21 protein-coding genes are annotated in these 24,866 nt (G+C 64.5%); 7 read left to right on the top strand and 14 right to left on the bottom strand.

The genetic code is table 11. The features are described from left to right. Nucleotides 1-149 precede the first annotated feature (149 nt). The 5 genes from BQ7471_RS01515 to BQ7471_RS01535 all read left to right on the top strand — a co-directional run bounded on the left by BQ7471_RS01515 (nucleotide 150) and on the right by BQ7471_RS01535 (nucleotide 8,094). A complete protein-coding gene (locus BQ7471_RS01515; protein WP_076463695.1) occupies nucleotides 150-1,703 on the top strand; it encodes a cytochrome ubiquinol oxidase subunit I in 1,554 nt (517 codons plus the stop codon). Nucleotides 1,704-1,715: 12 nt separating this feature from the next. Then, nucleotides 1,716-2,837, top strand: a complete 1,122-nt coding sequence (gene cydB, locus BQ7471_RS01520) for a cytochrome d ubiquinol oxidase subunit II (protein ID WP_076463697.1) — start codon at nucleotides 1,716-1,718, stop codon at nucleotides 2,835-2,837. Nucleotides 2,838-2,939: 102 nt separating this feature from the next. Then, nucleotides 2,940-4,709 (top strand): thiol reductant ABC exporter subunit CydD, encoded by a 1,770-nt coding sequence (gene cydD / locus BQ7471_RS01525; protein WP_076463698.1) that lies wholly within the window; start codon nucleotides 2,940-2,942, stop codon nucleotides 4,707-4,709. Further along, nucleotides 4,706-6,457, top strand: coding sequence for a thiol reductant ABC exporter subunit CydC (gene cydC, locus BQ7471_RS01530; RefSeq protein WP_076463700.1), 1,752 nt, complete (start codon nucleotides 4,706-4,708; stop codon nucleotides 6,455-6,457). Before cydD ends, cydC begins: the two co-directional genes overlap by 4 nt. After that, the gene (locus BQ7471_RS01535) at nucleotides 6,454-8,094 is read left to right on the top strand and encodes a GAF domain-containing sensor histidine kinase (RefSeq protein WP_076463701.1); all 1,641 of its coding nucleotides are present in this window, start codon (nucleotides 6,454-6,456) and stop codon (nucleotides 8,092-8,094) included. Before cydC ends, BQ7471_RS01535 begins: the two co-directional genes overlap by 4 nt. A 140-nt stretch (nucleotides 8,095-8,234) precedes the next feature. On the opposite strand, the gene BQ7471_RS01540 is transcribed toward BQ7471_RS01535, so the two are convergent. Then, the gene (locus BQ7471_RS01540; protein WP_129583302.1) at nucleotides 8,235-11,555 is read right to left on the bottom strand and encodes an alpha-L-fucosidase; all 3,321 of its coding nucleotides are present in this window, start codon (nucleotides 11,553-11,555) and stop codon (nucleotides 8,235-8,237) included. Nucleotides 11,556-11,925: 370 nt separating this feature from the next. Between BQ7471_RS01540 and BQ7471_RS01545 the strand changes: the two genes are divergently transcribed. Next, the gene (locus BQ7471_RS01545; protein ID WP_076463705.1) at nucleotides 11,926-12,732 is read left to right on the top strand and encodes a DsbA family protein; all 807 of its coding nucleotides are present in this window, start codon (nucleotides 11,926-11,928) and stop codon (nucleotides 12,730-12,732) included. 98 nt (nucleotides 12,733-12,830) lie between these two features. On the opposite strand, the gene BQ7471_RS01550 is transcribed toward BQ7471_RS01545, so the two are convergent. The 8 genes from BQ7471_RS01550 to BQ7471_RS01585 form a co-directional block, all read right to left on the bottom strand. Then, nucleotides 12,831-13,445, bottom strand: a complete 615-nt coding sequence (locus BQ7471_RS01550; RefSeq protein ID WP_076463706.1) for a response regulator — start codon at nucleotides 13,443-13,445, stop codon at nucleotides 12,831-12,833. A 94-nt stretch (nucleotides 13,446-13,539) separates the two neighbouring features. Then, nucleotides 13,540-14,259, bottom strand: coding sequence for a ribonuclease III (gene rnc, locus BQ7471_RS01555; RefSeq protein WP_076463708.1), 720 nt, complete (start codon nucleotides 14,257-14,259; stop codon nucleotides 13,540-13,542). After that, complete coding sequence (locus BQ7471_RS01560; protein ID WP_076463709.1) at nucleotides 14,259-14,813, bottom strand: YceD family protein; 555 nt, start codon at nucleotides 14,811-14,813, stop codon at nucleotides 14,259-14,261. Before BQ7471_RS01560 ends, rnc begins: the two co-directional genes overlap by 1 nt. Further along, a complete protein-coding gene (locus tag BQ7471_RS01565) occupies nucleotides 14,806-15,528 on the bottom strand; it encodes a FliH/SctL family protein (protein ID WP_076464366.1) in 723 nt (240 codons plus the stop codon). Before BQ7471_RS01565 ends, BQ7471_RS01560 begins: the two co-directional genes overlap by 8 nt. A gap of 43 nt (nucleotides 15,529-15,571) precedes the next feature. Continuing rightward, nucleotides 15,572-16,045 carry a pantetheine-phosphate adenylyltransferase gene (gene coaD / locus BQ7471_RS01570; RefSeq protein ID WP_076463711.1) on the bottom strand — a complete coding sequence of 158 codons (474 nt, stop codon included), beginning with the start codon at nucleotides 16,043-16,045 and terminating at the stop codon, nucleotides 15,572-15,574. Beyond that, complete coding sequence (rsmD, locus tag BQ7471_RS01575) at nucleotides 16,042-16,635, bottom strand: 16S rRNA (guanine(966)-N(2))-methyltransferase RsmD (protein WP_076463713.1); 594 nt, start codon at nucleotides 16,633-16,635, stop codon at nucleotides 16,042-16,044. Before rsmD ends, coaD begins: the two co-directional genes overlap by 4 nt. A gap of 37 nt (nucleotides 16,636-16,672) precedes the next feature. Then, nucleotides 16,673-18,820, bottom strand: a complete 2,148-nt coding sequence (locus tag BQ7471_RS01580) for an ATP-dependent DNA helicase RecG (RefSeq protein WP_076463714.1) — start codon at nucleotides 18,818-18,820, stop codon at nucleotides 16,673-16,675. Further along, the gene (locus BQ7471_RS01585) at nucleotides 18,817-20,430 is read right to left on the bottom strand and encodes a DAK2 domain-containing protein (RefSeq protein ID WP_076463716.1); all 1,614 of its coding nucleotides are present in this window, start codon (nucleotides 20,428-20,430) and stop codon (nucleotides 18,817-18,819) included. Before BQ7471_RS01585 ends, BQ7471_RS01580 begins: the two co-directional genes overlap by 4 nt. A 269-nt stretch (nucleotides 20,431-20,699) precedes the next feature. On the opposite strand from BQ7471_RS01585, the gene rpmB reads away from it, so the two are divergent. Next, the gene (rpmB, locus tag BQ7471_RS01590) at nucleotides 20,700-20,891 is read left to right on the top strand and encodes a 50S ribosomal protein L28 (RefSeq protein WP_022868011.1); all 192 of its coding nucleotides are present in this window, start codon (nucleotides 20,700-20,702) and stop codon (nucleotides 20,889-20,891) included. Between the two features lie 624 nt (nucleotides 20,892-21,515). On the opposite strand, the gene BQ7471_RS01595 is transcribed toward rpmB, so the two are convergent. Genes BQ7471_RS01595 through infC form a run of 5 tightly spaced genes read right to left on the bottom strand, consistent with a single transcriptional unit; the run spans nucleotide 21,516 to nucleotide 24,713 of the window. Then, on the bottom strand, nucleotides 21,516-22,505 hold the full coding sequence (locus tag BQ7471_RS01595; protein ID WP_235821204.1) for a thiamine-phosphate kinase: 990 nt from the start codon (nucleotides 22,503-22,505) through the stop codon (nucleotides 21,516-21,518). Between the two features lie 28 nt (nucleotides 22,506-22,533). Further along, nucleotides 22,534-23,385, bottom strand: coding sequence for a TrmH family RNA methyltransferase (locus BQ7471_RS01600; protein WP_235821205.1), 852 nt, complete (start codon nucleotides 23,383-23,385; stop codon nucleotides 22,534-22,536). Between the two features lie 7 nt (nucleotides 23,386-23,392). Further along, nucleotides 23,393-23,773: a 50S ribosomal protein L20 gene (gene rplT / locus BQ7471_RS01605; protein WP_076463719.1), complete on the bottom strand. Its 381-nt coding sequence runs from the start codon at nucleotides 23,771-23,773 to the stop codon at nucleotides 23,393-23,395. A 23-nt stretch (nucleotides 23,774-23,796) separates the two neighbouring features. Then, entirely contained in the window at nucleotides 23,797-23,991 is a 195-nt protein-coding gene (gene rpmI / locus BQ7471_RS01610; RefSeq protein WP_076463721.1) for a 50S ribosomal protein L35, read from the bottom strand. A gap of 44 nt (nucleotides 23,992-24,035) precedes the next feature. Continuing rightward, entirely contained in the window at nucleotides 24,036-24,713 is a 678-nt protein-coding gene (gene infC, locus BQ7471_RS01615) for a translation initiation factor IF-3 (RefSeq protein WP_076463723.1), read from the bottom strand. Nucleotides 24,714-24,866: the final 153 nt, after the last annotated feature.

A 24,866-nucleotide genomic window follows, 5' to 3' on the forward strand; every position in this document is an offset into this window, starting at 1 on the left:
AGTGCATCAATCACCCCTATACGGCCGAAAGGCCTAGGTTTATGGGCTATCTTTTGCACTAAGCCTATGACGATAGTCCTAGACAATCCTGGACCGTCGTCAAACAGCGGTCCATCCATCACCACATCTCTTGAGGGAAGGCACACAACATGACCCTCGCTCAGGCTGCGCTCGATTCAGTCATGATCGGACGATGGCAGTTCGGCATCACCACCGTCTACCACTTCATCCTGGTCCCGCTGACGATCGGCCTTTCGCTATTGGTCGCCATCATGCAGACGTGCTGGCACACAACCGGAAGGGAGCATTGGCTACAGGCCACCCGATTCTTCGGAAAACTCCTCCTCATCAACTTCGCCCTCGGCGTCGCCACCGGCATCGTGCAGGAATTCCAATTCGGCATGAACTGGTCGGAGTACTCGCGCTACGTCGGCGACATTTTCGGAGCCCCGCTTGCCGTCGAGGCGCTCCTCGCGTTCTTCCTCGAATCCACATTCCTCGGACTGTGGATCTTCGGCTGGGGACGCCTGTCCAAGACCCTCCACCTCGTCACCATCTGGTGCGTCGCCGCGGGAACAACGATCTCCGCCATGTGGATCCTCGGCGCGAACTCCTGGATGCAGCACCCTGTGGGCGCTGTGTTCAATCCTGAGACAGGACGCGCTGAACTCGACGGCCCCATGTCCTTCTTCCAGATCATCGCGAGCCCCGTGTTCTTGTGGGAGTTCGTCCACGTCATCGCCTCCGCCTGGCTCGTCGCCGGTACCTTTGTCGCAGGCCTCGCCCTGTGGTGGATGGTCCGCGCGCAGCGCGAAGGCTCCGCCGAGGCGAGAGCACAGGCGTCGGATGTGTGGCGCCCCATCGCCCGATTCGGCCTCCTCGTCGTCCTCATCGGCGGCCTGGGGACCGTGACGACCGGCCATTTCCAGGGCCAGCTCCTCGTCGAGGAACAGCCGATGAAGATGGCGGCAGCCGAGGGCGTGTGCGTCGACACCGAGGGCGCCGCCTTCACCGTCGCCCAATTCGGGTCATGCCCCCTGAATGAGTCGGGCAAACAGCCCACGAAGTTCCTTGAGGTCCCCGGCGTCGCGGCATTCATGTCGCACAACTCCTTCACCGCCGAGGTACAGGGCGTCGTCGACATTCAGGAGCGCATGGTCGAGTTGCTCAATGCGAATGAGGACTTCACCGCCAAGTACGGAGACGCCTCCGCCTACGACTTCCGCCCGCCCCAGATGGTGACCTTCTGGAGCTTCCGATTCATGATCGGCCTGGGAATGGTGGCATTCCTGCTCGCCGCGTGGGGCCTGTGGGTCACCCGTAAAGGCGGGGTGTCGGATTCGAAGCTCCTCGGCTGGTTCGCCCTCATCAACCTGCCGCTGCCCTTCCTCGCGGCGACCTTCGGGTGGCTCTTCACCGAGATGGGCCGACAGCCGTGGATCGTCGTGCCGAATCTGCTCGCCCTCCAGGCCGGAGACCTGTCGGGCTCCGTCCTGCTGATGACGGATGCGGCCATCTCGCCGAATGTCTCGGCGGGAGAGATGCTCGCGACCCTCATCGGTTTCACCCTGCTGTACGCCATTCTCGGCGTCATTTGGTTCCTCCTCATGAGGCGCTACGCCCTTGAGGGCATCCACACGTCTCAGAAGCAGAGGGAAAGCGCCGAGCAGCCCGTTGCCGCCGATCTTTCCTTCGGATACTGAGAGGAGACTCAGGTGTCACTGTCCATCCTCTGGTTCATTCTCATCGCCGTCTTGTGGACGGCCTACCTCGTCCTCGAGGGCTTCGACTTCGGTGTGGGCGCCCTGCTCCCCCTCGTCGCCAAGAACGATGAGGAGCGCACTCAGGCCGTCAGGACGATCGGCCCCCACTGGGACGGGAACGAGGTGTGGCTGCTCACCGCGGGCGGTGCGACCTTCGCCGCCTTCCCCGAGTGGTACGCGACCATGTTCTCTGGTATGTACCTCGCACTGTTCCTCATCCTCTTCGCCCTCATCATCCGTATCTCGGCGCTCGAGTGGCGTTCGAAGATCGCGAGCCCCGCGTGGCGGCGCATCTGGGACATCACACACGCCGTGTCCGCATGGCTCGTGCCGATTCTGCTCGGCGTCGCATTCGCGAACTTCATCCAGGGCATGGCGATCGAGGTCCTCGACCCGGCGACGGGCGAGGTCGTCGCACCCGATATGGTCGCCGACTCGCTGGCGACCGCCACACACCAGTTGACCGGCGGGTTCTTCTCGCTCCTCACGCCCTACACGATCCTTGGCGGCGCAACCGTCCTGGCCGTGTGCCTGGCCCACGGAGCGCAGTTCCTCGCACTCAAGACGGAGGGCAATGTGCGCGAGCGCGCCAACGCCCTCGCCGCTCCGCTGACGGTCGGCGCCACCATCGTGGCGGCAGTGTTCTTGCTCATCGGACAATTCGCGTACACCACGAATGTCTTCGCGTGGGTCCCGCTGCTCGTCGCCGCCCTGTCGATCATCGCGTCGGCCGTGTTCTCGCAAAAGGTCCTGCGCCGCGAGGGCCTGTCCTTCGTGTTCTCGGCGCTGGCGATCACCGGCACCGTCGCCTGGGTCTTCTCCTCGATGGCCCCGGCCGTTCAGAAATCCTCGATCGACCCGTCGTATTCGCTCACCATTGAGCAGGCGTCGTCCTCGCAGGCGACCCTGACGGTGATGACGATCGTCGCCGCGTGCTTCGTCCCGATCGTCCTGGCGTACACCGCCTGGTCGTACTGGGTGTTCCGCACAAGGGTGTCGGTCGATGATGTCGATCATTCGGTCGGACTGCTGCCCAAGTCGATCCGTCTGGGAGAGAACTTCCTCGCGGGCTGATCTCCCCGTCACATGGTGGGGTCCCGGTATGGCACGACACCGGGACCCCACCGCATCTCAGGACTTTCGACCTAAATAGGCTTTGTGGGGAATAATGGTTCAGTGCGTCCTTTCGATCCTCGTCTTCTGCGTTATGCGAAGTCCGCTCGCGGTCCGATTCTCCTGACAGCGCTGTTCGGAACCCTCATCGCCGCGGCAGTGATCGCCCAGTCACTGCTCATCTCCGCATCCGCATCCCCGGTCATCACGGGGGAGAAGTCCCTGTCCGACGTACTCCCCCTCATCGGCATGCTCGCCGCGATCATCCTCCTTCGCGGGCTCCTCGTCGCCGGTAGGGAGAAGGTCGCCCAGCACGGCGCGGATAACGCCATCCGGGACCTGCGCCGAGCGGTCGGCGACGCCGCGGAAGAACTCGGGCCGAGATGGAGGGCAGTTCACGCCTCGGATACGACGACGCTCTTGACGCGCGGACTCGACGATCTCGTCCCCTACTTCGTCAAATTCCTCCCCCAGCTGGTCCTCACCTTGACGGCGACGCCCCTCTCCCTGGCCGTCATGCTCTACCTCGACCCCTGGTCGGGCGTGATCGCCGTGCTCGTCATCCCCCTCATCCCGATCTTTATGATCCTCATCGGCCGCTTCACGCAGGACTCCTCGCGGGCGAAACTGGCGACCATGGAGCGCCTCGGCTCTCAACTCCTCGACCTCATGGCAGGGCTGCCCACCTTGCGCGGCCTCGGACGCGAAGACGGTCCCCGCCGCCACCTCAAGGCCCTCGGCAAGGAGCACACTCGCACCACCATGGCGACGCTGCGCGTCGCTTTCTTGTCCGGCGCAGTCCTGGAGTTCCTCGCGACGCTGTCGGTCGCCCTCATCGCCGTCGAAGTGGGCATGCGCCTAGTCGGCGGACACGTCGACCTGTTCACGGGGCTCGCCGTCATCATGCTCGCACCCGAGGTCTTCGAGCCGCTGCGCCAGGTGGGCGCACAATTCCACGCCTCGACGAACGGCGTCACAGCTTCACAGGCGGCCTTCACGATCATTGAGATGCCGAGGCCGGGCCGGTCCGACTCACCCGAAGCGGCCCCCGATGTGCGCTGCAGCGACATCGTCCTCGACTCCGTTTCGATCGCGGCGAGGGGCACGTGGGCACCCTCATCCTTATCGGCGATCATCCGCCCGAATCGGATCACCGCTCTCGTCGGCGCCTCCGGGTCGGGCAAGACGACGACGATCATGGCGATCCTCGGCATGCTCGACCCGACGAAGGGGACCATTACCTTACGCCCGTTGGACGGGACCCGTGGCGTTGATCTCTCCTCGATCGACCCGGACTCGTGGTGGCGTCAGATCACGTGGGTCCCTCAGTCCCCGACGATCATGCCGGGAACGATCCTCGACAATCTCTCACTCGACGCTCCCACCGATGAGCTGTGGGCGGCCGCCCGCATCACCGGCTTCGACGCGGTCATCGACTCCCTGGCGAACGGGTGGCAGACCCGTCTCGGCTTCGGAGGCGTCGGCCTGTCGGTCGGACAGCGCCAGCGCCTCGCCCTGACGCGCGCCCTCATCGTTGCCGCGCCGCTCGTCGTCCTCGACGAGCCGACCGCGCACCTCGACGCCGTCAACGAGGAGGTCATCGCGAAGGCTCTGACGCGCCTCATAGACGATGGGCGCACCGTCCTTGTCATCGCGCACCGCAGGGCCCTCATCAAGCACGCGGATGACATCATCGAAGTGTCCAGCGCGGATGCCACTGACGAGGAGATCGCCCGCTTCCCGCAACTATCACCCGACACGACGAGTGAGACGATGAACATCGACATGCCGGGCATCCTCTCCGACGTCCCCGAAGAGGCGGTGCGCGCATGATCATCACCGCCACCGAGCGCCGCTCCCTCAAGCGAATCGTCTTTCTCCTCAACGTCGATGTCCCGGCCTTCGCCCTATCCGTCCTCCTCGGAGTGGGTGCGTTGGGGGCAGCCATTGCGCTGAGCGCCACATCGGCGTGGCTCATCGCCCGCGCCTCCCAACACCCTCCAGTCCTCTACCTCACCGTGGCCGCCACCTCAGTGCGACTCTTCGGAGTCTCACGGGCAGTATTGCGCTACCTGGGGCGTCTCGCGAGTCATAGGGTCGCCATCGGCGGCATGGATTCCCTTCGTCAGAACCTCTACCGGGCCCTGGCGGCGAGAAGGATCGATCGCATTACCATGCTGCGCCGCGGCGACGTCCTCGCACGCACCGGGGTCGATGTCGACGAGGTCGGCAACCTCGTCATCAAGACCCTCCTGCCGGTGCTGGTCGCGGCTATCGTCGGCGTCGGCACCGTTGCAGGACTCGCGTTTATCTCCCCCGCTGCAGCGCTCATCGTCGGAGCCTGTCTGCTCGTTTCAGGCGTCGTCGCACCGCTGATCTCGATCAGGTCCGCCAGAATCGCCGAACTCGATACCATCGAAGCGAAGACCGAACTCGCGGCGGGCACACTCGCACTTATGGAGGGCGCAACCGAACTGCAGGTGTCGGGGCGCATCCACGAATTGCGCGCACGGATAGCGGACACGGAGAGCGCACTGACGAGCGCCTCCCACCGCAGTGCCCGTATGGCCGCCCTCGCGTTCGGGATCGACCGCTTCGCCATGGGTGCCTCGGTCGTTGCCGCCCTGCTCATCGGCATTCCCCAGACGAGCGCCGGAGCGGTTGCGGCCGTCGCATTGAGCGTCCTCGTCCTCACCCCGCTTGCCTCCTTCGAGGGCACGACGGAACTCGCACCCGCCGCAGTCCAGCTCGTGCGCTCCGCGACCGCTGCGGCGCGCATCGATGAGCTCCTCGGCGAGGAGGAGTCCCACTCCACACACCCGATCCCCGAGCCCTCTCCCGCTCCAAGGATCACGGCGGACCGATTGTCAGTCGGATGGCCTGGCGGCCCCATCCTCGTCGAGGACGTTTCCCTCGAGGTCGAACCCGGCCACTCGATCGTCATCGTGGGGCCATCGGGCATCGGGAAGACGACGCTGGCCCTTACCCTCGCAGGGATGCTCGCCCCGCGCGCAGGCACCGCGACCCTCAACGGTGCGCCCACATGGGAAGCCGACCGGGCAGATGTCACCCGCCATGTGACGATCACCGCCGAGGACGCCCACATCTTCGCGACCTCCGTCTTGGAGAACCTCAAGGTGTCGCGCGCAGACCTCGACCGAGGCGAGGCCGAGCACCTGGTCGGCGCAGTCGGGTTGGGCTCCTGGCTGGCGGCTCTGCCCCAGGGGATCGACACCCTCATCGGCTCCGGCGGGACGACCGTGTCCGGCGGGGAGCGCAGGAGACTCCTCATCGCACGGGCACTCGCCGCGCCTGCTCCCCTCCTCATCGTCGACGAGGCCGGGGAGCACCTCGACTCCTCCACTGCGGACTCCCTCGTCCGATCCCTCCTCACCGACCCCGAACGTGGCGTCGTCCTCATCTCGCACCGCCTCTCCGCCCTCGACGCGGCCGATGAAGTCATCGTGCTGGGGCGCTCCGACGAGTCGCAGCCCGCCCGGATCGAAGCGCGCGGCACTCATGAGCACCTGCTCGCCACGTCGGAGCACTATCGTTGGGCATTGGCACAGGAGGATGAATGACGCCCACTCACACCGACCTCACGCTGCTGCGCGCGGCGCTCGACCTGACGAGCACCCTCGACCTGCGTTCGGCGCTCACCTCCTTCGTCGATTCGGCGTGCGCGCTCACCCGCGCCCGCCACGGGGCCCTGTCTGTCCTCGACACGTGGGGCGCGACGACCCTGCTCATCGAACGGCATGCGGAAGACCCCGCCCCCGGGGTTCCCGATCTCCTCGTCTCCCGGATCCCCCCGATCGGCCACCTCCTCGTCAATGACATGGATGAGCTCGAGGACATCAGCGCGCCGGGAGTCGAGAACTTCCTCGGAGTGTCCGTCCTCGTTCACGAGCAGGTGTACGGGCGCCTCTATTTGACGGACAAGCCCGGTGGATTTGATGAGTCCGATGTCGCGATCGTCGCTGTCCTCGCACCCGCCGCAGGCATCGCCGTGGAGAACGCGCACCTGTACGCCGACGCGCGCAGGACCGAGCGGTGGATCTCCGCCTCCCAGTCGTTGACGACAACCATGCTCGAGGGGGCCGACGAGGAGGAGGCTCTCGAACTCATCGCGGCCACCGTGCGCGAAGTATCGAAAGCGGACACCGCGATCATCGTTTTGCCGTCGATCGGCGATACCTGGGCTGCGGAGATCACCGACGGCTACCTCGCCGACACCCTACTCGGCGTCGTCTTCCCCTCCCAAGGCCGTGCCATGTCGGTCCTCAACGAGGGAACCGGCATGATCGTCGATTCAATGGCCCGCGCCCAGACGATGCGCGTCCCCCAGCTCTGCGCCTTCGGGCCCGCTCTCTACGCTCCTCTGCTGTCGCGCGGCAACGCCGCTGGCGTGCTCATCCTTCTGCGCCGCATTGGCAGCCCCGAATTCGATTCCTCGGAGCTCTCCCTCGCAGAGTCCCTCGCCTCTCAGGCGGCCCTCGCCCTCGAATTGGCCTCCGCCCGGCATGCGGAGGACGTGGCGACTCTGCTCGACGAGCGCGACCGGATCGGCCGCGACCTCCACGACTTCGCGATCCAGCAGCTCTTCGCCACCGGCATGCAGCTCGACGCCGCCAAGCAGGCCGTCGCAGACGGGTCCATCGACACCGACGCGATGACGAATGTCTTCGACCGTGCCCTCGCCTCCATCGACGAGGCAGTCCGTCAGATCCGCGCTATCGTCCATCATCTGCGCGAGCCCGACCAGTCGGTCGCCCTCGTGGAGAGGATCCGCCGCGAATCCTCGCTGACCCGTTCCGTCCTCGGATTCGCGCCCTCCCTGCTCATCACCCTCGACGGGCACGCCATCAATGAGATCCCCGATGAGGAGATTCGCGCGATCGACGACATCGACGCCCGCATCGACATGGATCTCGGCGACGACATCGTCGCCGTCGTGCGCGAAGGCCTGTCGAATATTGCGCGTCACGCTCACGCGACTGCGGGCTCCGTCTTCGTCGATATCGTCGGACGCGGCGAGCGAGGGAGTATCACCGTGCGCATCGCCGACGACGGCAGGGGCATTGCCCCGGATCGTACGCGCAGTTCTGGCCTGTCGAATATGCGCGAGCGGGCCAGGCGCCACGGCGGCGACTTCAATGTTGGCCCCGGCATCGGCGGTTTGGGCACCGAGATCGCGTGGAGCGTCCCGCTCGGTTAAGGAAATCAGACTCCAACAGACCTCCCAGGTTCTCCGCGCTCAAACGATGATGGGAGGCGGGTCGCCCCCTCGGGCGGCCCGCCTCCGATGCTCAGATTCCTCGCCCCGTGCTCACGCACTCAGACATGGAATCTACAGTTCTAGCGGATACCTTGCCTCCTGCGTCTAGACGCTGCGACAAGGCCCGCGACTGCGAGAGCACCCGCGAATCCGACAATCACACTCGTCTGTGCGCCCGTTGATGCCAGTCGCGACGCCCCGGCCTTGTCGGCAGGTTTGACCGGAGTCGAAGCTCCAGGCTCCTCCGGGGTCGGCTGAGGCAGCACTGAAGCGGCCTTCACCGTGAGTGCAGCCTCAGCTTTCTTCTCCTTCTGTGTGAGGATCACCTTGTGCTCGCCCGGCGACAGACTCGTTGGAAGAACGAACTCGAAAACAACCTCCCCCTTCGCATCGGCCTTCTTCGTCCCGATAGCAATCGGGTCCGAATGCAGCACCGCCTCAACGTCCACATCGGGCAAGAAACCGCGACCTGTCACAACGATCGACTCTCCCGGTACCGCCGACTCCTTATCCACGGTCACACTCGCCACAGGACCGGGTTCCGGGTTCGGCTGGGGTTCCGGGTTCGGCTGGGGGGCAGCGGTCTTCACCTTGACAATAATCAGACCGGATTCAGCAGTGCCCGCCGAATTCGTCGCCTTCAACATGAACTGGGCGCCGTCTGTCGAGGTATCGAAACTCAGCGAGAAGTCGGGGCCCTGCTCCTCAGAGAGGGCCTCCCATTCTCCCGCACCAGCGGGCTTCTTCCACCACTGAAGCTCAGGATCCGGGGTGCCGGAAACTGAGGCTTTGAGATCCACAATCTTCCCCGCAGGAGCCGTCACCGTCCGAGACTGACCGTCACCGGCAAGTTCCACATCACTCATGTCATCGGCATCCACCTCAATCGGAGAGATCGTCGGGGGAACGCTCGTCGAGATCGGATCACCGAAGACCTCCACCTCTGCGAGTGCCAACTGCGCATTGGGGCCGGGCAGAACGACGCGGACGTAGCGCCCCTCGAATCCATCAATGGCAACCGAGGAGGGGAATCCTCCGACGCCCTCGACCTTGACGGCCTTCACATCCTCAGGAATCGCACCCGCAGCCGGATTGAAATCAGAGGCGAGTTCTTCCTTCGACGCAACCACCCAGAAATCCTTCAGGCGCTGATCACAGGTCATGAAGGAACACTTGTCCTGCGCAGATCGGTTCCACACATCGACGCTCTTAAGGGCGAACTCCTCTCCGAGATCAACCTGCCACCAAGCCACCTGGTCGAAGCCTGTGTGGGTCACCGAATTATTGTCGAAGACACCGTCCGTGTTGCCGTCATTCGCACGCGAAGCGACGCCGCCCCACGCCGTTGACGACTGGGTTGCGGGCTTCTCAAGGGCGAGGTTCGTCGACTTCTCAAAAACGGTGAGAGTCGCGATCTGCGAGGTCGTCGAACCGACGGAGTTCGTCGCCACTGCGTAGTAGCGCGCACCGTTATCCGAAAGAGCAGCCGTGAAGGAGAGACGGGAAGTAGTCTCGCCTTCGAGGGCGACGCCGTCCTTGGCACCCGGAGCAATCCGGTACCACTGATAGGTCGGTGCAGGCCTCGATGCAGCGGAGGCCGAGAATACGGCCTTGGTACCGGAGGCGACCTCCGTGTCACGCGGTTGAGTCCTGAAGGTCGGTGCGGTTTCAGACAGTTTCTTTTCGAAGGCCTCCACCGTCAGCTCAGCGTCACGCACCCCCAGACCATTGGCGTAGTATGGGGGATTCGCGAGCTCGATGCGCACACGAGTCACCTGATTCGGCGCCAGTGTGAGGCCATCGCCGAAAGGACCGGCAGCGATATCAGCACCTGTGACGACCATCGTCTTGTCACCGAAGGTCACCTTGTATTCGGTCTGCGCATCGAAGGAACCTTTGAGGGTCAGTTGGACATCCTCATAGGTCTTTCCGGAGCGATCAACGATGTAGGCGTCGCGCGCAACCGCGCCGTAGCGGGAATTGGCCGAATTCAGGCCTTGCATCGCTGCATTCGGCACGACCCCGAGTCCGTTCTCGAGTTCAACGGTTGCGGTCGAGATGTATCGGGGCGCCTCGGCGAAGGAGACCTTGATGACCGGAAGTACCTCGTCCGGCTGTCCTCCGGCCATCTTCACGGTGAGTTTCGTCCCCTCCTGAGTGAACTCCAGGGGGGTTTTCGTGCCGTCGACGGTCACGGCAGTGACCTTGGAACCGACGCCGTCAAGAACGAGGGATTCACCGTCCGCCCAAGTCCGCGGGAAGAGGTGAAGATCGTTGCCCTTCGTGGTGATACGACCCCAGCTGGGGATGGGGAACCAGGTGGCCTTGGCGCCGATGATCGCATCGGGATGGCGCTTCATCCACGCGCCGATGCCGTCGAGCACCTTCGTATCGAAGTCGTCGAAGGAGCCGTCGCCCTTGGGACCGACATTGAGGTCGAACTGGCCGCCGCCCGAGATCGTCGTGACGAGTTCGCTGGTGAGACTGCGGATCTTGTACCCGACATTCGACTCAGAACGGTCCGCCCTCCCGTCGGAGCAGTAACTCCAGCAGCTCGGGAAGATTGAAAGGATCGATTCCCAGGGGCCGACGCGGAAGTCGGTTGGCACATGGTTGTCGCCGCCGACCTCGAAATCGCCCTTGTCGTTCCACACACGAGAGTTCACCATTGTCTCGGGCTGCTTGTCGTGCACCCACTTCGCCATGCGCGCGGACTGATCAGGAGTCGGACCGCCCATGTCGAACCAGAACTCCGCAATCGGCCCGTAGTTCGTCATCAACTCGTCGATCTGCGGTTTGATGATGTCGCGCATCATCGCCTCGGTGATCGGATTCCGGTTGCCGTAGGGTTCGGCCTCGTGCTGGGTCCAGTCGATGATCGAGAAGTAGAAGGCGAGCTTGATGCCGCGCTTTCCGCACTCATCGGCGAGTTGTTTCATCGGGTCCTTGGCGAAGGCGGTTTGCTTGACGACATTGAAGTCCGTCGTCTTCGTGTCCCACATCGCGAAGCCATCATGGTGCTTCGTCGTGATCATGACGTACTTCATGCCGGTGTCCTTCGCCTTCTGACACACGGCGCCCGCATCCCACTTCTCAGCGGTCATCTTCTTAGCCTCGGCGAGATAGTCCTCGTCCGAGATTTTCATCCAGGCCTTGATCTGTTCGGGATATCCGATGCTCTGTTGCTTGCCCTTGAAACTCCCCTCGAACATCGAGTAGACGCCCCAGTGCATGAAGAGCCCGAACTGGAGGTCCTGCCAGTTCGATATTCTCTCCACCGGGCTGTTCGGAACCGCCGCCGGAATGCCGATAACTCCGGTTGGCGACTCGGGCGGCGCCTCGGAGGGCGCCGCAATCGCGGGGGCGGAGAGTCCGGCACATGCGATCGCGACAGCCGACATACCTCCCACGATGGATCTCTTGAGGTTCACCTTTGCACCTTTCGAAACGTGCCTCGTCGACCGACTTTTTTTCGATCGATCATCGATAAGGCCCTACTAAGGTAGCGAGTTTCACTCTCAATTATTCGCAGTTTGGGACAAAAACAGTGACTATCCGGTATTACCCCTAGGGGATAACCCTGATTTCTATCTATTTTCTTTTTGGAGACTTTCGATGTATTAACGAAAACCGCGTTCTGGTCGTGCAATGCCATCGCAATTCGCTCGCCTCAGACCCCGCTCCCGACACATGCAACACGTCGACCATGTGCCCTGGCACCCGGGTGTGCAGATCATTAGTGTGGAGGAAGCTCAGCCAGAAAGGTTGGTCATGGCCGTACACGACGACGCGCAGTCCCGCGCGGATAAGAAGACGCTGACCATTATCATCTCAGTCGTTTCCCTCGTAGTGGTCGCCGTGACGATCACTGTCGCAGTAATCCTCATGAACGGGGTTCGCGCCGAGCAGACTCCTCCCGCCGCTCAGTCCCCCTCCGCTTCCTCCGCCACTTCCACCGATTCGGCGTCCCTCTTCGGCGACTATGCCGACGGCAGGCCCATCATCATCTCCCACAAGGGAGTCGGGCAGGCAGACGACTCCCTGCCTACGGTCACCGAATACTTCGATCATTCGTGCCCCGGCTGCGTCCAACTCGCCACCGCAGCCGACGCCGACCTCATCGCGGGCGCGCAGGCGGGCGACTACAACTTGGCCTTCGCCGCAGTGGCGTCCCACAACGCCGCATGGAATCCCATCGCCACCGCCGCCTCGGTGCTCGTTGCGAAAGAGACCCCCGACCAGTGGGTGGCGTTCCACGAAGCCCTCATCGCCTACTATTACGCGGCAATGCGAAGCGGGGACGGAACGACAGTCACGGACACTGACGCATCTCTCGAACAGGTGCGCATCATCGCTGAGAAGGCGGCAGTCCCCGCCTCCGTCATTGAGACCTTCCCCGTCGCTCAAGTCGGCCAGGAGTATCTCAATGCTTCATCGTTGAAGTGGCAGGAATCAATGGCCGAGGGCCGCACGAAACTGAGCACCCCTGAACTCGTCGTCAACGCCACTCATGTCGAACTCGTCGACTACAGGTCGCAGACCGTAATGAGCGAAATCCGCAGACTGATCGGCCGGTAAGCGGGCGGCCTAGGAGGAACTGCGTCCCCGGGCACATGCGCAACTCCCGCCACAAACACACCAGATGCAGTCGCAGACGTGGCAGGCGAGCGGCAGCCTCAGTTGCGCCAGGCTGCGGCCCTTTGGCCGGCCACCCACGCTGCCACCTGCGTGCGCCGCTGCAGACCCATCTTCGACAACAACGACGTGATGTGGTTCTTCACCGTTTTCTCCGCGACGCCGAGCTTCTCACCGATCTCACGATTCGATAGTCCATCGCCAATCAACTCAAGGACTTTGCGCTCCGACGGGGTCAGATCCGCAGTCGGATCATCATGGTCGGCGCGCCTGCGCGTCAGTGTGCGCTCGTCGAGGAGCACCCGGCCGGCGGCGACGGCCTTGATGACGTCGGTGATCTCCGCGCCACGCACCGTCTTGAGAACATAGGCGCGCGCGCCCTTGCCCAAGGACTCAGCGAGCGCCTCGTCATCGTCGAAGGAGGTGAGGACGATGGGGAGGATATCGGGGTGACTCTGCCCCAGCGCCGACATGATGTCGATACCCGTGCCGTCGGGGAGTTGAAGGTCGACGAGGATGACATCGGGGCGCACGAGGTCGGCACGGCGCAGCGCATCCTCGACGGTGCCTGCCTCGGCAACGACTTCCAGGCCATCGGCGCGATCAACGATTTCAGCGATGCCGCGTCGCACGATCTCATGGTCGTCAACGATCATGACGCGGATCGGCGTATTAGGCTGGGCGTTCTCACTCACGCGACTATCCTAACGGTTTGTGGGTCCCCTCACGTAATCGACCCCGACGCAGCGGTCAGTCAGCGCCGGTCTTACTCATCGCGTCTTTCGCCGCAGCGGTCTCCGCATGCTTCTTCGAGGTCGCAGTGCCCTCGCCAATGGGCTCCTCCAGGGAGGCGACGAATGCTCGGGCAGTGAAGACACGCTGATGATCCGGTCCCTCGCCCGAGACCTCGTAGCGGACTTCCCCGAGCGAATTGGCGATGGCGTATTCCACGAGGAGCGTCTTCCAATCGGCGTGCGAGCCTCGCCGGTAGGCGTTTTGAAGCAGAAAGTCGAGGTTCGCGAGAATCACCCTGCGCGCCTCGTCGAGACCCGACGTCAGATAGGTCGCGCCGATGAGGGCTTCGAAGGTGTCCGACAGGATCGAGTCCTTGTCGCGTCCGCCGTAATTCGACTCGCCCTTGCCGAGGTAGATGAACTCCCCGACTCCGATTCTGCGAGCCGCCTCAGCGAGGGGTTCTTGGGAGACGGTGGCGGCGCGCATGCGTGACAGGTCGGATTCGGAAGCACCGGGATAGTCGTGGAAGAGACGGTCCGCGATGACGACCGACAAGACGGCGTCGCCGAGGAATTCGAGGCGCTCATTATTGGCGATGCCGCCCGCCTCATTCGCGTAGGAGCGGTGGACGAGGGCGAGGGCGAGCAGATTGGGGTCGATCCTGGCCCCCCAAGCGCTCTGAAGCACATCCACATCGGTTCTGGGGGGTACGGGAAGCCGTGGTTTCTTCGCCATCAGTCAGTCGGATCCGAAATCGGTTGGTCGAGCAGGGACGCCAATGATGCGAGTCTGGGATCGATGAGGACGTGCTCGTGATCGGCCGGAAGCTCATCCCACTTCTCGCCGCACACGTCGCACAGACCGGGGCAGTCGGCGCGGCACAGGGGGCGGGCGTCGACGAGCGTGACAATGGAATCGCGCAGCAGCGGCTCGAGGTCGATCGTGTCGCGGGGGCCGATGAGGCGCGCATCGTCCGCCTCGGGATCGTCCTCGTCAGTGGGCGGAGCGATCTCGAAGTACACGTCTGCGGCGTCGACGTCGTGTCGGGCGCGCACCTCATCGAGGCAGCGCACGCACTCGCCCACGAGTTCCACGCTCGTCGAGACGCGCACGAGGACGCCCCCGTCGACAGAGGTGAGGTCTACATCGAGAGGGATCACCGTTCCTGTTTCAACCCTCATTGATGGGGTCCCCAAGTCGTCGGGCGCCGTCCACTCGATGTCATGGTGGAGGGTCGCGCCGAGTTGACGGGGCAGCTCGACGAGAGAAAGGACGAGGACGTCAGTCATTGTCGAGCTCGATATCGGTGACATCAACGCCCCGGCGCTCCGCGATACTGCGCCGACCGGCTTCAGTGCGGCGCTGCAAGTCGGCGAGCAGGCCGGACAACTCCGCCAGGGACTTCGCGACATAGTCGTCGGTGCCCTGACGCATTTGAGCGTCATTCGATCGGGCAGCGGCGACGATCTCACGGGCGCGATCCTCCGCCATATGCGTGATGTTCTCCGTGGAGATCAGTCGATCCGCCTGGGCGTTGGCGTCAACAAGGATCGCCTCTGCTTCGCTGCGCGCCTGCGCGAGAGTGGCCTCGGCCTCCTCATTGGCCTGTTCCACTGTTCGGCTGGCCTGCTCATTCGCCGTTTGAACGATCTGGGCGGCCTTGTCATTGGCCTGATCGAGAGTGGATTGGGCGCGCGAGTTGGCCTCTGCGATTGTGGTCTCCGCCGCCGAGTCGGCCCGTCCAAGCACGGCGTCCGCATCAGCGACAACGGCGTCCGCAGCGACGAGGTCCTCGGGCAGGGCCTCGCGCGCCTGGTCGAGCAGGTCGAGCAGTTCAGCGCGGTTCACCATGATCGACGCCGACAGGGGGACGGCGCGCGCCTGCTGAACGAGGTCCTTGATCTGGTCGAGTGCCGCGATCACCGTCGAGGGACCATAGACGCTCTGGTCGTCCCATTCCTCGTGCGCGGCGGAACCGGTGTCCGGCGTCTCCAGATTCGACATCGTGCCCTCCAAAATCATGATCCCCCAAGTGCGGGCGAACTACTCATTGATCATTGTCCACCAGCAGTGGGCGGATCGTCGCGGGAACATACCGGGAAGCATCCATTCCGAGGCTCAGCAATTCCCTGACAACCGATGACGAGACGATCGCGTACTCTGGGCGCGCGGGAATGAGGAGCGTCTCGATCCCCCCGAGGTCGCTGTTGATGACCGCCTGGGCGAGCTCCCACTCGAGATCGGCGGAGCTGCGCACCCCCTTGACGACGCTGGACGCTCCGACGGCGCGCGCACAGTCGATGAGAGTACCCTCCATGTCGATGACTCGCACGCCATCAAGATGCGCAGTCGCGACCTCGACCATCTGCCTGCGCTCGTCGAGGGAGTAGCTGTAGGTCTTGCGCCCATTGACTCCCACGGCGACGACGACGTCGCAGAAGCTGCGGGTCGCCCGCTCGATGATGTCGAGGTGGCCGAGAGTGATCGGATCGAAGGATCCCGCGATGAGGACGGTTGTCATTGCTCGTCTCCTTCGTCGTCGTGAGTCTCGGGGACGGGTGGGCCCGCGAACCATGCGCGAGTCTCCCCCCAGCTCCGCTCGTCCTCACGGACCAGGAAGTCGGGCCATGTCGGTTCGGGGCTGCGGGTAGATCGTTCGACGACGACGAGGGCGTCCGGAGTGATCCACGGGCCGAGAAGGGTGAGGACCTCCTCAAGATCGGATTCATCAGCATCGTAGGGAGGGTCGATGAGGACGAGGTCGACGTCGCCCCTGAGCGCTTCGGACGTGCGGGTGGACAAGTACCTCGATGCGCTGAGGCAGTGGACCCGGGCGGGTAGGCCCGTGGCGGCGATATTCCGTGCGATGATCCGGACCGCAGCAGAGGAGTTCTCAACGAGGTCGACACTGGCCGCGCCGCGCGACGCCGCTTCGAGGCCGAGTGCCCCCGACCCGGCGTACAGGTCGAGCACGCGTGTGGAGTTGAGCATCCCCATGTGGTCCAGGCGGGAGAAGAGCGCCTCGCGCACTCTCTCCGACGTGGGACGGGTTCCCTGCGCAGGCACGGCGAGAGTACGTCCCTTGGCGGTTCCGGCGACGATCCTGGTCATGGCACAACTCTACGCCGCACGGGTTACGACCAGCGCGTCAGGACCTGGAGATCCAGTCGAGGCCTGCGTCGGGCATGCGGCGGATCGCTTCGGCGAGCCCGGGGTGTTTCCCCAGGGACGGGTCCTCTTCTACGATGCGGCGGGCCTCCCGACGGGCCTCTTCGATGAGGGTCCCGTCGCGGCGCACGGACAGGAAGTGCAGGTGGGAGGCTCTGCCCGATTGGTCCGCCCCCAGCACGTCGCCCTCTTTTCGGATCTCCATATCCTTCTCGGCGAGTTCAAAACCATCGGTAGTAGCGGCGAATGCCTCGAGGCGCTGCATCGATTCGGGCGCGAGGCCGGTGCGGTGGACCGCCATGCACACGCTGGGCCGGTCGGAGCGCCCGACTCTCCCGCGCAACTGATGGAGCTGCGAGATGCCGAACTGTTGGGCGTCGATGATGATCATCATGGTCGCCTCTGGAACGTCGACACCGACTTCGATCACCGTCGTCGCGACGAGCAGCGGCGTGTGACCGGATGAGAAGCCCTCCATCACGGAGTTCTTCTCCTCGGCGCTGCTCCTGCCCGTCAGCGTCGCCACCGCGATAGCCGTAAGGGCGGGCAGTGTCCTCAGGGATGCTGCCACCGATTCGACGCTCGCCAGCGGCGGGCGGGCACCCGACTCCGCGTCCTCGACCTCGTCGGAATCGTCGATGTGGGGGCAGACGACGTAGACGCGTCCGCCCTCGTCGATCTCTTCTCGCGCGCGCTGCCACAGGCGCTCCATCCACGCGGGATTCGCCGCGTCAACGAGGTACGTGGCCACGGGCGTGCGCCCGGGGGGCAGTCCGAGCATGCGAGTCTCTTCGAGGTCCCCGAAGACGGTCATTGCGATCGTCCTGGGGATCGGGGTCGCCGTCATGACGAGTTGATGGGCGCTGGTGAGGTCCCCGGTGACGCGCAGGGCATCACGCTGTGCGACGCCGAAGCGATGCTGCTCATCGACGACGACGAGGCCGAGGTCGGCGAATCGCACGGAGTCCTGGATCAGCGCATGAGTGCCGACGATGATGAGCGGAGCGCCGGTCTGGGCTGCTGTGAGGATCTCACGTCGCGCCTGGGGCGGGGTGGAGCCCGTCAGCAGGCGGATGTCGATCGGCATGCCCTCGACGTCGAGGCCCACGACGAGATCGCGCATGGAGGCGATGTGCTGGACGGCGAGGACTTCCGTCGGCGCCAATAGCGCCCCCTGATGCCCGGCGGCGAGGACTTGGAGGAGAGCCGCGAGCGCAACCACCGTCTTCCCGGAGCCCACATCGCCCTGGAGGAGGCGCTGCATCGGATGCTCTCCGGCGAGGTCGGCGCTGATCTCGCCGATGGCGCTGCGCTGTGCCGCTGTCGCGGTGAAGGGCAGGCGGGAGATGAACTCGCGGACCAGGAGCGAGTCGGGTGGACTGGAGGGCGCCCTTAGGGATTGGGCTCCGCTGCGGCGCATGGCGAGGACGGTCTGCAGGGTGAGAGCCTCTTCCCAGGCCATTGCGCGCCTCGCCCGCTGGTAGTCCTCGTCGGTGCTCGGCCGGTGCAGGGCGCGCAGAGTCTGCGCACGAGCGGGAATGTTGTAGCGGACGCGAACTTCGTCAGGGAGGATGTCGGCGATATCGGAGTCGTCGAGGCCATCGAGGATCATCCCTATCGCCCGTGCGAGGACCCACGAGGAGAGGCCCGCTTGGGAGGGGTAGATGGGAATGGGGCGCGCGGAGCGTTCCTCGGCCTCGTCGATTCCGCCGTCTGCTCCTTCAAAACTCGGGTGGGTCAGTTGCAGGCGGCCCCGGTAGGCTCCGACTTTGCCCGCGAAGAGGAATGAGGCGCCCGGGGTGAGGAGCCTGCGGTGGGGCGTGAGTTTGTATTCGTTGGCGGCGAAGAATATCGCCGTCATCATCTGCGTGCCATCGGTGATGAGTACTTCGAGGCGCACCCCGCCGCGGCTCCGATTGGCGACGAGCGTCGCAGAGACCACTTCGGCGAGGATCGTGACGTCTTCGCCCTGGTGGAGCATGTGCATCGGGGTGAGAGCGCCCCAGTGGTAGTAGCGGCGCGGCGCCAGCAAGAGCAGGTCGGCAACCGTCTCAATGCCCTGGGAGGCCAATTTCTTCGCGATCCGTGCGGGCAGGCGCAGACTCAGCGGCGCATTGAGGGCGTTCACGCCCTCAGCCCCTGGATGAGGCTGGTGCCGTCCTGTCCCCCGTCGATGACCGTGATGTCGGCGATGGGCGAGTAGCGGGCGATGAGCTGGCGGATGAGTGCCGCCAATTCGGGGCCGTCGCCACGCCCCATGAGGAGTCTCCAGCGCGTTGGCGAGATCCTCGCGATGTCGGAGACTGCGGCGATGACGCCGAGTTCATCACCGTCCCCCGCCAGTGCGACCACCGAGGAGGCGGCGTGTGCTCGGCGGGCGCCGTCGGCGAGGATGGTCTGCATCACAGGGGCGGTGGCCCTGCCGCCGGGTTGGGGGACGAAGAAGCCTGCGCAGGTCTGCGCTGCGGAGAGCACCGACAGATCATCCCTCGTGGGGGCGACGATGAGGACTGTCGCATCCTCTTCACCGGTGGCGAGGTGTTGTTGGCACGCGTGGGCGAGTTCGGCGTCCGCCTCGTCGGCGGGGAGGATGAGCGCGACTCCCGTTGATGAGCAGGCAGCCAGGTATTCGATGCCGGGGGCGTCGTCAATGGTCGGGTAGAGTAGGACGACCGCACCCGAGCGGGCGAGGTAGTCGACGAGGCCGGGGGCCTTGGTGCAGGCGATGACTCTGGCGCGCTCGACCCTGCGGCGGGGGCGGCGTTCGAGGAGTCGCACTCCGCGGTGGGTGATCCCGGTGTTGTCGAGTTCGTCGACTCCGAGTTCCTCATCGGGGCGCGCATCGGCGACGCAAAAGCGCAGTGTGCGTCCGAATCTGGGGTGAACGGATAAAGGCGCGGAGGTGTCGACGTGGAGGCGCCAGGTGCCCATGGAGAACAGGTCGACGGCTCCGACGCAGTTGAGCTTCGCGCCGACGGCTTCAATGGAGTCGAAGAGGCGCGTCGCCTCGTCAACGGTCCCCTCCCACACGATGTCGACGGTAAAGTCGCGTCCCGGCTGCGGCGGGTTCGGCCTCGGGGCGGGGCCGTAGGAGTCGGCGTCGGCGATTCCCGCGAGCATTTGTGCGAGGGATTCGAGTCCGTCGGTGGAGTCCCGGACGGTGGAGTCGAAGGATGCGAAAAGGACTGCGAGGACGCATGCGCCAGCGTCGAGCAGGTTCGACTGTTCATTGATCGCATTGACGATGCCCTGTTGGGCGCTGAGGGAGTACCAGGAGATGAGGTAGTCCTCGTCCGGGATCGTCATCCCGAGCCCCCAGGTCTCGTCGTGTGCTTCTGCGAGGACGTGAGTAATGGCCTCGGAGACGGTGAGGCGTTGGTCGTCGGAGGCGAGATCAGTGGTGAGCATTCGGCGAATGGTGACCGGTGTGAGTGCGGCGGCGCCATCGATACTCCTGGCCCATGCTGCGAGTTGGGAGGTGAGGATGACGCCGATGGTGCCGACCGCCTTCGTGATGCCCGCATTAATGGCGAGTTCGAGTGCTTCGGCGAAGGATGCGGATTCGTCAAGGTCGGCGAGTGCGTCGCGCATAGCGGCGAGGGTGAGGGCAGCGTTCGTGCCGGTATCGCAGTCGACTCCTCCCCATCCGTCGAGGTCGTTGAGGAAGCGGGACAGGGTCTGGGTTTCGGCGGCGGCGCATTCGAGGGTGCGCGCGAGGGTGATTCCATTGAGTGCCACGTTGTCCAGCTTCCATCCGGGGTCGGCGTCTACAGTGGATTATCGCAGTTGTGTTCACGCGAACGCAGGAGCACACTCGCGCGGAGGGATGGTGGGAGCCGCGTCTGACGCCGATGTGGGGGACCCGACAGTCTTGGGCGGTGCCATGACTTGGAGATGCGCGGCCGGAACCGTTATTCTGTCATGGTTATACCCGCGGTTTTATTCACCGCTGTTCAACCATTCCGCCTCAGGCGGGATCGACCGAATTGGAAACCGAGGAGATCATCGTGGCTGCCGTTTGTGACGTGTGCGGTAAGGGACCCGGCTTCGGCAAGAGCGTGTCGCACTCGCACGTTCGCACCAACCGCCGCTGGAATCCGAATATTCAGCGCGTTCGCGCCCTGGTTAAGGGCACCCCGAAGCGCCTGAACGTGTGTACCAAGTGCCTGAAGTCCGACAAGGTCGTCCGCGCGATCTGATCGCACGACCTCGTCGCAGATCCGCCTGAAGCGGATCGACCTATCGCTGTGGCCCGCAGGATCACTCCTGCGGGCCACACGTGTATGCGCGGTGTCGTGTCTGGGAGTTCACCGGTGGTTGTCTAGGGCTTTCGCAGTCGGTGGGGCGCCGTCCTCGTCCGCTTCGGATTGACTGCACGACTCCTGCCCGCGCCCGAAGCCTCCCCTGGTCGACGCCACCACCTGCGCCCCACAACACCAACGCCGATCCGAACGCTACACACACCACCGGAACACTCCGCACACCATCCGAACATTGCACCGTTCACATCCAAGCCGCACCGCTCCGAACAAGGCCACACCGTGTGGAACAGAACCACAGCGTGTGGAAACACGCACTGATCCACCCGCAGACGGAAGGATGCTGTAATAGCGTCCGATCGAACGGCAACCAGCCAAAATGCACACACTCCCCGAACACCACACTGTGCGACACACGTGTCCGCGACTGTGAACTGCAGATATAAACAACAACTCAACAGACCACCACGAACCAACACACAGACTGTGTGCAGTTATACCAGTCGACACGAACAACGAACACGCACACCACGACTGCCGAGGCCGCTGAACCACGTAAAACCGTCAGTCTTGTTTGAAGTGATCCCAGCCGCCAGTGACTTCCGCACCGTCGAGGAGCAGAACTGGCGCCTCACCCTCGCCGGGTGCGCGCATGCGCCCAATGACGGTGAAACCGTCGGGAAGCGCCGCTTCACCATTGAAGGCGGCGAGCATCCCATGGTCTTCTCCCCCGCCGAGCACCCACGTCATCGGGTCCGCCCGGCAGATCGACGCGACATCCGTCAAACGCGCAGCCTCCCTCTCGAGCGCCGCACGATCCAGGTCGATGACGACCTGCGAAGCACGGGCCATGCGCCCAGCGTCCTTCGCGATCCCATCGGATAGATCCATCATGGCGTGAGCACCGGCGCGCGCAGCAGACGGTCCGGTCTCCAGGGGCGGTTCGGGCGCCCTGTAAGCGTTGAGAGCCTCGGCCATCACTCCCATGGATGCGTCGTCTCGCAGCGAAGGATCGACGTGCCCGCCGAGCAGCAGATCGAGGCCCGCATTCGACAGTCCCACCCGGCCGGAGAACGCGAGGACATCGCCCGGTTCGGCGCCGCTGCGCGTGATGGGAGCATTTTCGCACCAGCCGAAGGCGGTAATGGACAGTACCAGCCGATCCCCCGCCGACAGATCTCCCCCGACGACGCCGGCGCCCGCGGCACGCGCGCGTTCGGCGAGTCCCTCGACGATGGACATCAGCCAGTCAACTTCGGTATCGCCGCTGGTCGCAACGGCAACGACGAGGCCGGAGCAGCGTCCGCCCATGGCGGCAATGTCGGCGAGGTTCTGGGCGGCGGCTCTGGCACCGATCTGCTCGGGGCTCGACCAGTCGCGACGGAAGTGCTCATCCTCAACGATGACATCAGTCGTGGCGATGAAGGATCCCTCAGGAGCCGCGATCTGAGCGCAATCGTCGCCAATGCCGAGCAGCGTCCGCTCGCCCGTGGGCAGGAGTCGTTCGAATCGGGCGATGAGTTCACCCTCGGACATGTCACTGATGCGCGTCATACGCCCAGGGTAGAGCAGCCTAGTCGGATCAGCCGCGCATCGTTCGGACTATTTGGGAGGCGTAGAGGCACATTGCGGCGGCTGAGGCCACATTGAGGGATTCGGCGTCGCCGGTCATGTCGATGCGCACCAGCAGATCGCAAGCGTCGAGTTCCGCATCCGACAGGCCCTTCGCCTCGTTGCCGAAGGCCCAGGCGTGCGATCCGGTCAGCCAGCCGCGCGCTTCCAGCGTCGCAGAGAACATGAGGTCAGCGAGGTCGTGGGAACCCGCCACCCCAGAAGTGCCGAACACCTGCGCTCCGAGATCATGAACGAGGGCGACCCCCGCGTCGAAGTCGGAAACGGCGACGATCGGCAGATGAAACACGGAGCCCGCCGAAGCGCGGATCACCTTCGGTCCGGTGACATCGACCGTGCCCGCAACGGTGATGACGGCGCTGGCGCCCATCGCGTCGGCTGTGCGGATTATGGTGCCGACATTGCCGGGGTCGCGTCCCTGGGCGAGCACGACGAGCGTCGATCCGGGGTCAATGCTCGGGGTGGTGCGGCTGATAGCTTCGGCGCGCGCAACGGCGATGACGCCCTGGGCATCGGAGCTCATTGCGACGGCGACCTCGTCACTCACCTCGTGGACCCAGCGCGTGGCTGCGCGAGCGTCAGCCTCGACATCCGGGTGGATGCGGGCCGCTCCCTCGGTGAGGTAGACGTCCTGGACCTCGTCGGCGCGGTGTCGGACGAGTTCACGGACCGCCTGCGGGCCTTCGACGAGAAGAAGGCCATGGCGTGAGCGCGCCGAACGCCCGGCCAACGCCGCGATCTTCCGCACGCGTTCAGCGCGGGGGTTGTCGAGCATGGTCGGGCGTTCGGGGAAAGGCGTCACCGTCGGTTCAGGCCTTGGGGGCGTTGACGTCGGCGGGCAGCGCGTCCTTGGCGACCTTGACGAGGGCGTTGAACGCATTGATGTCGTTGACCGCGAGCTCGGCGAGCATACGACGGTCGACCTCGACACCGGCGAGACCCAGGCCCTGGATGAAGCGGTTGTAGGTCATGCCCTGGGCGCGGGAAGCAGCGTTGATGCGCTGGATCCACAGACGACGGAAGTCTCCCTTGCGGGCCTTGCGGTCGCGGTAGGAGTAGACGAAGGAGTGAGTGACCTGCTCCTTGGCCTTGCGGTACATGCGCGAACGCTGGCCGCGGTAGCCGGAGGCCTGCTCGAGGACTGTGCGACGCTTCTTCTTGGCGTTAACAGAACGCTTAACACGTGCCATTTCTAATTCTCCTATTCAGTCCGTCACTTGCCGAGGAGGCGCTTGACGCGCTTGACATCAGCCCTTTCCAGGACCTGATCGGTGGCCAGGCGGCGGGTCTTGCGGGAGGACTTGTGCTCCAGCAGGTGGCGTGCACCGGCCTGCTCGCGCATGATCTTGCCCGAGCCGGTCACGCGGAAGCGCTTCTTAGCACCGGAGTGCGTCTTATTCTTCGGCATTTTGATTCCTTCTTGTGTCACGTTGACGAGGGGACCCGTCTTCGTCAGTTCTTGTCCGTGGTGGCGTCAGCGTGAGCGGAGCGCGCCTGGTCCTTGCTGGCGCGCTCGGCGCGCTTGCCGCGGCGTTCGGCGCGCTCGACCTCGCGACGCTTGCGCTGCTCGTTGATGGCATCCGACTTGCGCTTGGTGGGGGCGAGCACCATCGTCATATTGCGCCCGTCTTGGCGGGGCATAGACTCGACGGTGGCGAGTGCACCGACCTCATCGGCAAGGCGCTGGAGCAGGCGCACGCCCGCCTCGGGTCGGGACTGTTCGCGTCCGCGGAACATGATCATGACCTTGACCTTGTCGCCCTGGGAGAGGAAGCGCTCAACGTGCCCCTTCTTGACGGCGAAGTCGTGGTCATCGATCTTGAGGCGGAAACGGATCTCCTTGAGCTGCGTGTTCGCCTGGTTGCGGCGGGCGTCGCGGGCCTTTTGAGCGGCCTCGTACTTGAACTTGCCGTAATCCATGAGCTTAGCGACCGGCGGCTTGGCGTCGGGAGCGACCTCGACGAGGTCGAGTCCTGCTTCTTCCGCCAGGCGGAGTGCGTCCTCGACTCGGACAACACCGACCTGTTCCCCTCCGGGGCCCACGAGGCGGACCTCGGGGACACGGATCCGCTCGTTAATGCGCGTCTCGCTGATGGGTGGCTCCTTCCACGGTTCCTTTTCGAAGCACAAAGAGAAAACCTCCGTTGCGCTTCATGCGCACGGAGGCTCGCCCACAACGGCAACGCACGAGGGCGATGCCACCAGACCCGATCCCCTTTTATGTGCGACGCGAGTCGCAAACCCCGTCACGAGGACGAGGCGAGTATCCAGGTGGGAGAGACT

This window comes from Actinomyces mediterranea (assembly GCF_900155595.1).
In the GTDB taxonomy this organism is placed as follows: Bacteria; Actinomycetota; Actinomycetes; order Actinomycetales; family Actinomycetaceae; genus Pauljensenia; species Pauljensenia mediterranea.